8 protein-coding genes are annotated in these 11,544 nt (G+C 55.4%); 4 read left to right on the forward strand and 4 right to left on the reverse strand.

What is annotated here, in order from left to right:
• Nucleotides 1-2: 2 nt before the first annotated feature.
• Together MKY64_RS02520 and MKY64_RS02525 are read right to left on the reverse strand one after the other, a co-directional pair.
• On the reverse strand, nucleotides 3-1,610 hold the full coding sequence (locus MKY64_RS02520; RefSeq protein ID WP_340950756.1) for a response regulator: 1,608 nt from the start codon (nucleotides 1,608-1,610) through the stop codon (nucleotides 3-5).
• Nucleotides 1,588-3,336: a sensor histidine kinase gene (locus MKY64_RS02525; protein WP_340950757.1), complete on the reverse strand. Its 1,749-nt coding sequence runs from the start codon at nucleotides 3,334-3,336 to the stop codon at nucleotides 1,588-1,590. Before MKY64_RS02525 ends, MKY64_RS02520 begins: the two co-directional genes overlap by 23 nt.
• An 84-nt stretch (nucleotides 3,337-3,420) precedes the next feature.
• On the opposite strand from MKY64_RS02525, the gene MKY64_RS02530 reads away from it, so the two are divergent.
• Nucleotides 3,421-5,001 carry an extracellular solute-binding protein gene (locus MKY64_RS02530; protein WP_340950759.1) on the forward strand — a complete coding sequence of 527 codons (1,581 nt, stop codon included), beginning with the start codon at nucleotides 3,421-3,423 and terminating at the stop codon, nucleotides 4,999-5,001.
• Between the two features lie 280 nt (nucleotides 5,002-5,281).
• Here the strand turns inward: MKY64_RS02530 and bglS are convergent, their stop codons facing one another.
• Nucleotides 5,282-5,971, reverse strand: a complete 690-nt coding sequence (gene bglS, locus MKY64_RS02535; RefSeq protein ID WP_245368144.1) for a beta-glucanase — start codon at nucleotides 5,969-5,971, stop codon at nucleotides 5,282-5,284.
• Nucleotides 5,972-6,199: 228 nt separating this feature from the next.
• Between bglS and MKY64_RS02540 the strand changes: the two genes are divergently transcribed.
• The 3 genes from MKY64_RS02540 to leuS all read left to right on the forward strand — a co-directional run bounded on the left by MKY64_RS02540 (nucleotide 6,200) and on the right by leuS (nucleotide 10,479).
• Nucleotides 6,200-7,267: an AI-2E family transporter gene (locus MKY64_RS02540; protein WP_340950761.1), complete on the forward strand. Its 1,068-nt coding sequence runs from the start codon at nucleotides 6,200-6,202 to the stop codon at nucleotides 7,265-7,267.
• Between the two features lie 412 nt (nucleotides 7,268-7,679).
• On the forward strand, nucleotides 7,680-7,844 hold the full coding sequence (locus tag MKY64_RS02545; protein WP_340950762.1) for a hypothetical protein: 165 nt from the start codon (nucleotides 7,680-7,682) through the stop codon (nucleotides 7,842-7,844).
• Between the two features lie 205 nt (nucleotides 7,845-8,049).
• Nucleotides 8,050-10,479, forward strand: a complete 2,430-nt coding sequence (gene leuS / locus MKY64_RS02550) for a leucine--tRNA ligase (RefSeq protein ID WP_340950763.1) — start codon at nucleotides 8,050-8,052, stop codon at nucleotides 10,477-10,479.
• A 131-nt stretch (nucleotides 10,480-10,610) separates the two neighbouring features.
• On the opposite strand, the gene comER is transcribed toward leuS, so the two are convergent.
• On the reverse strand, nucleotides 10,611-11,462 hold the full coding sequence (gene comER, locus MKY64_RS02555) for a late competence protein ComER (RefSeq protein WP_340950764.1): 852 nt from the start codon (nucleotides 11,460-11,462) through the stop codon (nucleotides 10,611-10,613).
• Between the last annotated feature and the right edge of the window lie 82 nt (nucleotides 11,463-11,544).

The raw sequence follows: 11,544 nt of genomic DNA on the forward strand, positions 1-11,544 counted from the left end.
AATTACAGCGCCCGGTCACGGTATTCATGCGGGGTCATCCCCGCATATTCCTTGAAGAGCTTGATGAAATAATGGGCGTTGGAGTACCCGAGCTCCGAGGAAACTTCATAAATTTTGAGCGGCGTATGGATAAGCAGATACGCCGCTTTTTCCATCTTTACCTGACTGATGTAGTCGCTGATCCGCTTGCCGGTCTCCAGCTTGTACATTTTGGAGAGATAGACCGGATGCATCTGGACATGGTCGGCGATGGCCTGTAGGGAGACATAGTGCAGATTGTGGTTGATATACTCATGGACCTTGCGGATCAGCACGGTCCGGCTGTTCCGCCGTTCGGAATCCGTATGCTCTCTCAGCAGAAGGATAACCTCCATGGCCCACTCCCGCAGCTTGTCCGGCGTCTGAAAGGGAGCCTGCTCCAGCAGCGGATTGCCGACAATCTCGCTCAGCAGCTTGTTATTCTTGTGGGCGAAGTAATAGAAGGCCGTCTCCAAGTGCAGACGGGCTTCCTGGATATGCTCCAGTGACCGCTCGGGACTGTGGATCAGCTCCGATACGATAGCGTTCAGCTTGTCTTCAATGCCCTGCCAGTTGTTCGCTTCGAACATGTGGAACAGCAGCGGAGGCTCATACAGCGGCTGGAGAATCTCCACGGGCTGGGAGCTGCTGTTATCCGTAGTATCGAGATAGATGCCGGTCTCGCTGCCGATATGCTGGCGGATGGCTGAGATGGCGGATTGATAGAGAGTGTAGACCTGATCCGGGAAGTCTCCCCAGCCGGTGGTCACCACGGACAGGCCGCCTCCCATCAGGGTACTGACATGATTCTGCAGCTGATAGGCAGCCTGGGCCACCTCATTTCCCGGATTGCCGCCATGTTCAAGATCCTCCCTGGGCTGCAGCAGGAATACGAGATAGTCATGTACATCCTTGCAGGACCAGATCAGGAACCGGTCCTGGAACAGCTCCTGGGCGATATTAATGATTGCATATTCAAACAGCAGCATGCTGTGCATATCCTGGCGGCGGAAGAATTCCTCAGGACGGACCACGGCCAGACAGACCGGCTGTCCGGCCCTGAACGGCAGGTCGAACTGGTCCAGCCGCTCCTGAAGCTGCGGCCCGGGCAGCTTCCGTCCCTGCAGCAGCTCCCCGAGCAGGCGGTCCCGCAGAATGGGCAGATGCTCGCGGAAGGTCTGCATCGTCCGCTGGTGGGAGGACCAGGCCTCCCAGTCACTGCGCAGCTTCTCCTGCAGCTTACCGATGACGGCGATCAGCTGGTCATTGGCTATCGGCTTAAGCAGATAGGCACTGGCCTGCTCCTCAATGGCCTTGCGGGCATATTCAAACTCCGCATAGCCGGTCAGCATGACCACCCGGATATGCTTCCAGCGCTTGCGGATGGCGGCAATCAGCTCGGTGCCGGACAGCTCCGGCATATTGATATCTGTGACTACAATATCGATGGGATGACGCTGGAGCAGCTCCAGCGCCTCATACCCGGAATAAGCCTTGTGGACCTGTCCGAAGCCCATCTCCGCCCAGGGAATCGAAATGGACAGATCATCGACCACATAGGGTTCATCGTCAACCAATAGAATTTGGTGCATCAGGTTCCTCTTTCTTCTCCATACGGAGAGTTGTTATTAGACCGCCTTCCGGTGAAGGGGCAATCATCAGGCCGGAAGCCTCACCGTAATGTAATTTGAGACGCTGCTGGACATTCCATAGCCCGCAGCCTCCATCCTCACGCGTAGTTTCGTTGATACTCGCCTGAAGTGCGGCAATGGCTTCCTCTGTCATACCGGCGCCGTTGTCCTCGACGGTAATGAGAATGGCTTCCTCAGTATGGCGGCCGGTGATCCGGATGGAGCCCGGGCCGATTTTTCGCTCAATGCCATGAATGATACTATTCTCTACTAGCGGCTGAATCAGCAGCCGGGGAATGTGCAGGTCCAGCAGCTCGCTCTCCATATCCATCTCGTAGCAGATACGCTGCTTCCGCAGGTTCTGGATCTTCAGGTAATTCTCCAGCAGCTTCAGCTCATCCTGAAGGGTGGTGAGGGAATGATCGACCCTGGTGATATAGCGGTAATATTCGCCTAAGCTGAGTGCCATCGCCTCCACGGACTCGGTATCTCCTATGGCAGCCTTGCTCTTGATGAAGAACAGGCAGTTGTACAGGAAATGCGGATTGATCTGTGATTGAAGCTGCTTCAGATGGGCATCCTTGGCCCGGAGCTGCTCCAGATAGACCTGCTCGATCAGCGACTGAATTTTCTCGGCCATGTCATTAAATTCTTCATTAAGCAGCGTGAACTCCGGGTTGGTCCGGGTATGGATACGGGTAGACCAGCGCCCTTCCTTCATCCGGTTGAGCGAACGCAGCAGAAGGCTCACCGGACGCTGCACCTGGCGGTAGAGCTGCAAGGAGAAAAGCAGGCTCATCACCAGCAGGATAGCCGATCCTGTCAGGAAAGAAGAGCGGCTGCTGCGGATCGGCTCAAGAATCTCCTTCAGCGGTGAATAATGCACGACCTGCCAGTCGATGGCCGAGGAGGGCACCGAGCTGACCAGGAAGCTGCCCTGCTTAAGATCGAAGATGTCGGAGGTACTCTTCCCGGCCGTGATATTCAGTGCCGCGTTGACCTGCTCCGCCATCTGCCGGTCCGAACTCCGCGAGAGGATGACGCCGAATGACGGATGGTACAGGAAGGTGTCCCCCGTGTTCTGCGACTGGTAGGCATCGAACATCCGTTCAATATTGGAGACCGGTAAATACATGGACATCAGCAGCTGCGCCTCGCGCGGCCGGCTTGTTGCCTGGGCAGGGTCCGATAAGAGCAGCCGGAAGCCTGCCTCCGCACCGGCCCGATCCTCCGAGATATACTCCCAGCCCGCCGGGAGCGGCTTGTGCAGGACAGAGACATCGAAGGACAGCGAGGAATCCGAGCCCAAGGTCTCCCCGCTGAAGGGCTTGTACAAGACAATCCGGTTCTCCCACGTACTGGAGCTGGTCTGGAGGGACAGCTTCTCAAGCACCGTCATAATCGTCTGGGCGGGATCAATAAGATGGCCCAGCTGCGTAATCTGCTCATAATCACGGATGGTGGGGTCTCGCTGCAGGGCATACATGCTGCCCGCCAGCTGGTTGATGTTGTTATCCATCTGCTGGGTCAGAAATTCCAGATGATTCAGGTCGGTGGTTTTGATCTGACTTGTAATGACTCCGACATCCTTACGGTAGGATGATCCGTAGAATAAGAGTGTGGCGGCAATCAGCGAGAGCAGGATTGCCACCATTTTAATGAACAGGTTGGGACGCCATGCCACCATAAAGATCATCCTTTGCAAGACATTTGCTGTAATATGGAGAAGTGTATCATAAGATTATGAACTCTACGAAAAGCAGGTGGTTACATGAAAGTCCGTTCACCGCTGTTCCTGCTGCTCCTGATGTTGTCGGGCTGCTCCTGGGACAGCACCGAATATAGTCAGCCGCCCGCTTCACCGCAGAGTACAGCCCCTTACTTCGATGTTAAGGAAGGCAAATATGATCCTCCGGTAGACCTGTATACCGTAGGCTCCGTGAACCCCAATCTGAACTTTATCAAAGGGGAGAGCCTGGAGCATAACGTACATACGGCCTGGGCCGAGAAGCGGCTTGGCATCCGCATCCGTTATCTCTGGACGATCTCCGGGACCTCAGAGACTTACGCCAACAAGCTGAGGCTGGAGCTGGCCAAAGGCAATATGCCCGACATCGTAACGACCAGAGATGCCGCTATTATCCAGGAGCTGATTGATTCAGGGCAATTCATGGAAGTCGGCGACCTGTTCGAGCAGCATGCGTCCGAGGTGTGGAAGAAGGCTGTTGCCGAGGATGCTTCGGCATGGAACCCCTTCATGCGCGGCGCGCACAGGTATGCCATTCCCATTATGGATTATGAATATAACTCCGATCCGCTGCTCTGGGTCCGCCAGGATTGGCTGGACAAGCTTCATCTGAAAGCCCCGCAGACCCTGGATGAGCTGGAGCAGGTCATGGATGCCTTCGTCAACCGGGACCCGGACGGCAACGGGATCAAGGATACCTACGGCCTGTCGGTTGGATTCCGCAACGGCCCCAGCACCTGGATGGGAGACAGCAGCTGGGTGTTCGGCGCCTTCGGTACGGTTCCTGAGCAGTGGAACCGCCGGAGTGACGGCACTCTGGAATACGGCTCCATCCAGCCCGGGGCAAGGAAGGCTGTCCAGCTCATGAAGCAATGGGTACAGCGCGGTTATCTGAGCGCTGACAGTGCCTGGCTGGACGAAGAGGGAGCAGCGAACCAGTTCATCTCCGGCAAGGCAGGCATCATTGCCGGACCCTACTGGATGCGCGGCTGGCCGCTGTCCTCCCTGACCAATAGTGACGCTGAGGCGCACATCCGGGCAATTGCCATCCCTTCGGGGCCAGGTGGGCTCACCATGAGAAGAGGGACCCTGCCTGTCAATGGTGCCATTCTGATTAACAAGCAGATGAAGCACCCTGAAATCTTTTTTACGTATCAGAATTATTTGTTCGATTCATATGCTACCTCGACCGGCGAGTTCGCCCATGGCCTTGCGGAGGGCTATGACTGGTCCATGGCGGGGGATCAGCCGAGCGCCCAATCTTCCGCGCTGCCGCTGGGCGGCATCCGGGTAGCCTCGTACACGCTAACCTTCGACGGGGCCCGGATCCCCTCCGGGGTCATCCGGGAGATCCCGAAGGACATTGCCCCTGTGCTGCTGGGCCAGAAGGAGGCTTCCCGTAAGGAGCAGTTCACGGGACCTCCGACAGCGACGATGAAGCGTGACGGCGAGCTGCTGAAGAAGCTGGAGCAGAAAACCTTCATCAAAATCATCTTCGCGGACAGCCCGCTTGAAGAATTCGACGAATTTGTGCACAAGTGGAACACCTACGGCGGACTTACCGAAACCATGGAAGTCAATGCCTGGGACCGCAGCAGCCGCTAAATACCGCAGGGACAAGAAACCGCCTCTATAATAAGGCGGTTTCTTGTCGTAGATACGCTTGGGTGCTTCTGCCTATTTGCCTGGCGGCGGCCCCACCCGAATCTGTTCCTCCTGTGCTGTATTCTTGCTATATATCGTACAGAAGGACGGCAGCAGCCGCCATACCAATGTGGCGATTGGAATAACAAATATTGAAGATGAGCCGCTATGATCCGCATAGACAAAAGGACCCCGGCGGATGCCGCTTGCGCACCGCCGGGGTCCATCTCCTGCCTGCAAGTTAGTTGCCTGTGAATTTCAGCCAATCGTAATAGGCGTACAGCGGGTTTGCCCCGTTATAGGAACCGAGCCAGGAATCCACACCGATTCCGTTCCAGAGGTTCATCATGATTTTACCGGGCCGGGAGGGGATGTTGCTGGTGGCCGTATGCTTCAAGACCCCGTCTACATACCATTTAATATAACCCGGCTGCCAGTCGAAGGCGTACGTATGATAGCTCTGGGAAGCATCGAAGCCAAGATTGACAATCTGCTCATGACCGCCAACACCATTGGTGTAATAGTTGAACTGGACCTTGGTGGTGTCCTTGCCGAGGAACTCAATATCGATCTCGTCCCAAGGCGTGCCGTCTGAAGGCCCGGTGTAGGTGAAGAAGGAGGAGACAATCCCGCTGTTCTTGGCCGGCTTCATACTGACCTCGTATTTGCCGTAGCCGTACTTGTACACAGAGCGGTATTCCGCGCCGTCAAATTTATTATTGCTGGGACTGGTCAGGGCTAGACGAAGCTGTCCGCCACTGGTGAAAGAGATGTTATTCGCACGCCAGGTACAGTTGAACATGGAGCCATTCGAGTAGCCGTCTGCTTTTTGCCAGGTTGCTGGGTTGAAGTAGGTCAGTGGCTCATCAAAGACGGTGGCCGCCGAAACGGACGGAGCCCCTGTCAGCAGACCGGCAAGTAGCAGGGTCATCCCTGCACCGAATAGCTTGTGTAGCGTTCTCCTCATATACAATACCCTCCTCAATAATGTAAGCGCTTTACACTATGATTGTAGCGAACCTTGAACCCGGCCACTATACCAACCTGCGAACTGAAATAACAAAAAACCAATTTTTTGCAGAGCGGAGTATTTCATTCCCCTCCCACACATACTAATATGCATGATGGTTAAGGGCTGTACACGTTCAGGAGGGAGATTATGGAGGAGTGGTTCCGCAGTAAATGGCTCCGCTGGATGACCGGCGTGCTGCTCTCACTGATTATTCTATATTTCGTCTGGCTGCTCCGTCCGATGCTGAATGGGGTATTCCTGTTTCTAAAAGCGATTCTGGCCCCGTTCCTGGCCGCCATGATTATCTCATATGTATTGAATCCGGTGGTCACTATGCTCTCCCGGAGAAAAATGCCGCGCAGCGTAGCCGTCCTGCTGATCTATGCGGTGTTCCTGACCTCGCTTGCGGTGATTCTGATCAATCTGATCCCGATGTTCATTGAACAGCTGGAGGAGCTTAACGAGCATTTGCCGGAGATGACGCTGCACGCGCAGGGGCTGATGAAGGGCATGAATTCCAGACTGATTCCGCCCGGGGTGGAGACGGGAATGAATAACTGGTTCTATCAGCTGGAGAACCGCCTGGCCGAAGGCATCTCCCACTTCCTTAATAATATCGCTTCGACCATTGGCGTGCTGTTCAACGCATTCATTGTGCCTTTTCTCGTGTTCTATATTCTGAAGGACTTCGAGGTATTCGAACGGATGGTGGTATCCTGTCTGCCCCGTTCGCGCCGCAAGTCGATTGTGATGCTGTTAAAAGACATTGATGAAGCGCTCGGCAACTATATCCGCGGGCAGTTTCTCGTCTGTATCATCATCGGCGTGCTCGCTTATATCGGCTACGCGATTATCGGCATGCCTTATGCGCTGTTGTTCGCCTGTGTTGTCGCGGTATTCAACATTATTCCTTATATGGGTCCGTTTCTGGGGGCGGCCCCGGCCATTATAATGGCCACAACCTTGTCGTGGCGCCTTGTCCTGCTGGTAGCGGTGGTGAATACCCTGTGCCAAATGCTGGAGAGCAACGTGATCTCTCCGCAGGTTGTAGGACGGAAGCTGCATCTGCATCCGCTGCTGATCATCTTCGCGCTGCTGGTCGGCGGGGAGATCGCCGGAATGATCGGACTGATTCTGGCCGTCCCTTTCTTCGCCGCCGCGAAGGTGGTCATTCAGCATATCATCGGCTATTATATCCGCAGAAGGCCGGCATAAAGCAGCCGTAATTCATCCCGTTACATGCAGGAACAGGGGGACCTGCGGCTACTTCGGGTGAAAGGATTGACGGTACATGTATCTTTTGGTTATAATGTGGTGAATATTACGATAAGAAGAGTCATCATAGCAGTGCGATGAAGAGGAGTATTAATTCGTGAGACCGTTATTGCAGAGAGCCGGCACCCCAGGTGCGAGCCGGTTAACGGACCGCAGTGAACTCACCTCCGAGTAATGGCGCGAGCCGCAGGTTCCTTAAAGGGACCGGCGAGTGAACCGCCGTCGCCTCACCCCCGATACAGGGTGTCAAAGTGAGTGCCGGACAAAGAATGTCCGCCGCTAACTAGGGTGGTACCACGGGAATTCATACCTCTCGTCCCTAGCGATTATACGCTAGGGATGGGAGGTTTTTTTGCGGTTAACCTGGGGGAACGGCGGAACGGAAGCGGGTCTGCCGGCCCGGCGAAGCATGGCCGATGGCCTTGCCGTGGCTTTTACGGCCCGGCGAATCATGGGCGGCTCTTGGGCTTTGCTGTTGCACTGGGCAAGTGAATTGGTTATTACAGATTTTATGTAAATATAAAGGAACGGAAAGAAATTTTGGAGCTGTAGCAACGTTAGTGGCCGCCTTTATACTCGGATTTCTACCTGGAAGCTTATAATTCAGAAATCCGAGTATAACAGCGGGCGGAAGCCCAAAACTTTCTGCAGTGACCCTTATTTACAGTATTTTTTTACAATAGAGTTACCTAATACAGCAACACTCCAAGGAGGAGCACAAGATGAGCGACAATATTGGATACCGCGCCCAGACCATCGAGCCGAAATGGCAGAAATTCTGGGACGAGAACAAGACCTTTAAGACAAGTGAAGAATCAGGCAAGCCGAAATTCTACGCCCTGGATATGTTCCCGTATCCTTCCGGCGCAGGACTGCACGTAGGCCACCCGGAAGGCTATACCGCCACCGACATCGTGTCCCGCTTCAAACGGATGCGCGGCTACAACGTGCTGCACCCGATGGGCTGGGATGCCTTCGGACTTCCGGCAGAGCAGTATGCAATGGATACCGGCCAGCATCCGCGTGACATTACCTTCAAGAACATTGACAATTTCCGCCGCCAGATCAAGTCGCTGGGCTTCTCCTACGACTGGGACCGCGAGATCAGTACGACAGATCCGGGGTACTACAAGTGGACGCAGTGGATTTTCATCCAGCTGTACAATCGTGGACTGGCTTATGTGGCCGAAGTATCGGTGAACTGGTGCGAGGCGCTGGGAACCGTTCTGGCGAATGAAGAAGTCATCGACGGCAAAAGCGAGCGCGGCGGCCATCCCGTGGTCCGCAGACCGATGCGCCAGTGGATTCTGAAGATTACCGAATACGCCGACCGCCTGCTGGAGGATCTGGAGGAGCTGGACTGGGAAGAGAGCATCAAGGATATGCAGCGCAACTGGATTGGCAAATCGACCGGTGCTGAGGTGACCTTTGCGATTGAGGGGCATGAGGCTGTGCTTGAAGTGTTCACTACCCGTCCCGATACCCTGTTCGGAGCAAGCTATTGCGTACTCGCACCGGAGCATAAGCTGGTGGATGTCATTACCACAGAGGCGCAGCAGGCAGCTGTTGCTGAATACCGCGACAAGGCTTCCCGCAAGAGCGATCTGGAACGCACGGATCTGGCTAAGGAGAAAAGCGGTGTATTCACCGGCGCGTATGCGATTAATCCGGTGAACGGTGCGCAGGTGCCGATCTGGATTGCCGACTACGTGCTGGCCGGCTACGGAACCGGAGCAATTATGGCCGTTCCGGGCCATGATGCCCGTGACTGGGAGTTCGCCAAGCAGTTTGGCCTGAACATCATCGAAGTGGTGCAGGGCGGCAATATCGAAGAAGAAGCCTACTCCGGCGACGGTCCGCATGTCAATTCGGGATTCCTCGACGGTCTGTCTAATACTGAAGCGATGGCTCAGATGATCGCCTGGCTGGAAGAGAAGGGCAGCGGTAAGGGCAAAGTAACCTACCGCCTGCGCGACTGGCTGTTCAGCCGCCAGCGTTACTGGGGCGAGCCGATTCCGATTCTGCACCTGGAAGACGGCACGATGAAGACTGTGCCTGTGGATCAGCTGCCGCTGGTTCTGCCGGATGTGGATGCTATCAAGCCTTCGGGCACCGGGGAATCTCCGCTGGCGAATGTGACCGAGTGGGTCGAGACGGTTGATCCCGAGACCGGCATGAAGGCCCGCCGCGAGACCAACACCATGCCGCAATGGGCCGGCAGCTGCTGGTACTACCTGCGTTATATCGATCCGCACAACGATCAGGAGCTGTGTTCACCGGAGAAGCAGAAGGAATGGCTGCCGGTTGACCTGTACATCGGCGGAGCCGAGCATGCGGTGCTTCACCTGCTGTATGCCCGCTTCTGGCATAAGGTACTCTATGATATCGGCGTAGTCGATACCAAGGAGCCGTTCCACAAGCTGGTCAACCAGGGAATGATCCTGGGGAACAACAACGAGAAGATGAGTAAATCGCGCGGTAATGTCATTAACCCGGATGAGATCGTGGAAGCTTACGGGGCAGATACCCTGCGCGTCTATGAGATGTTCATGGGGCCGCTGGAGGCCACCAAGCCTTGGAACGAGAAGGGTGTCGAAGGCATTCATCGCTTCCTCTCCCGCGTATGGCGCCTGTTCGTGAATGAAGACGGCAGCCTCAGCGCGAAGATTACAGAGGGCGGGGGTACGGATGAATTCAAACGCACCTGGCACAAGACACTGAAGAAGGTCATGGAGGATTTCGAGCTGCTGCGCTTCAATACGGCGATCAGCCAGCTGATGATCTTCATCAATGATGCCTACAAGCAGGAGAGCCTGTCCAAGGAAGCAGCTGAACATTTCGTGCAGATGCTGTCCCCGCTGGCACCGCATATTGCCGAAGAGCTGTGGGAGCTGCTTGGACATGAAGGAAGCATCAGCTATGTCGCCTGGCCGGCCTATGATGAAGCCTTGACTGTAGATGCTGAGGTTGAGATTGTAGTGCAGGTGAACGGCAAAATCGTCCAGCGCGCGCTGATTCCGGCGGATATGGGCCAGCAGGAGATGCAAGACCACGCCCTGGCCCTGCCGAATGTGAAGGCGGCTGTCGAAGGCAAAACCGTACGCAAAATCATTGCCGTTCCCGGCAAGCTGGTAAATATCGTAGTGGGTTAAGCGAAGAACGCAATTCTGCCCGCAGCAACGGAGGTTTCCGTGCTGCGGGCTTTCTTGGTTTCGGGCGGCCTGTGAGGCGTGACGACTGCCAGCGTGGGAAGGGACAGGGCCAAGGCAGGGGGCAGGATGGCTTAACGGTCTAAGCGGCTCTGGGCGATGCTGCCGAGGCCGAACAGCTCGTCGAGCTTTTCCACATCCTCATCATACTTGTCATGTGTGGTGGTGATCAGGCGTTCAAACACCCCTTCAAGACTCGTCTGCAGATGGTTCAGCGCTTGCGCGGTAATGCCTCCACGGACGGCTACCCGTTCCTGCAGCTCCTGGGGAGTAAACGAGCCTTCGGTCAGCAGCTTGCCCGTACCCAGCAGCATCTCACCCGCCAGCCGGGTGACCAGGGCTTCATCGATGCCGGTTGCTTCTACAGCCGCTTCAATCCACCGCTCCAGGAAATAGCTCAGAAAGGCCGGACCGCAGCTGGAGAAATCTGAGGCAATCCGCGTATGATTCTCAGGAATTTCCTCAGGAACACCAATGCAGGAGAATAACTGGAGCAGCAGCAGCCTGTCTTTTTTATTTAATCGGCTACCGAAGATGCACAGCGAGCTCCCGCCTCGGACGGAATGGGTGATGCTGGGAATGATTTTGGCGACCTTGGAGGGCAGGGCCGATTCCAGATGGTAGAGCTGCACAGGGCTTGTAATCGATACAACGATCTGGTCGCTGCGCAGATAAGGGGCGATCTCATCGGTTACCCGCTTGAACTGCAAAGGCTTGACACACAGGAACACCAGGTCGCTCTCCGAGGCGGCTTCGATGTTGCCGGAGCATATCGTAATTCCGGGATGAAGCTTCTTCAGCTCCATCAGCCTGCCCGGGCTGCGGTTGCTGGCCATCACATCACATGGCTCAAGGGCTCCCGACCGAAGGAAGGTGTCGATCAGCAGACTTCCCATGCTGCCTGTTCCGATAAATCCCACTTTCATCCTGTGGTACCTCCTTTCTTATGCTGCTGGCTTACAGTGATACTCTTCGTTATATGTATGCAGGCCAGACTTGGACACATGA

This window comes from Paenibacillus sp. FSL R7-0210 (assembly GCF_038009085.1).
Taxonomy (GTDB): Bacteria; Bacillota; Bacilli; order Paenibacillales; family Paenibacillaceae; genus Paenibacillus_AQ; species Paenibacillus_AQ silagei.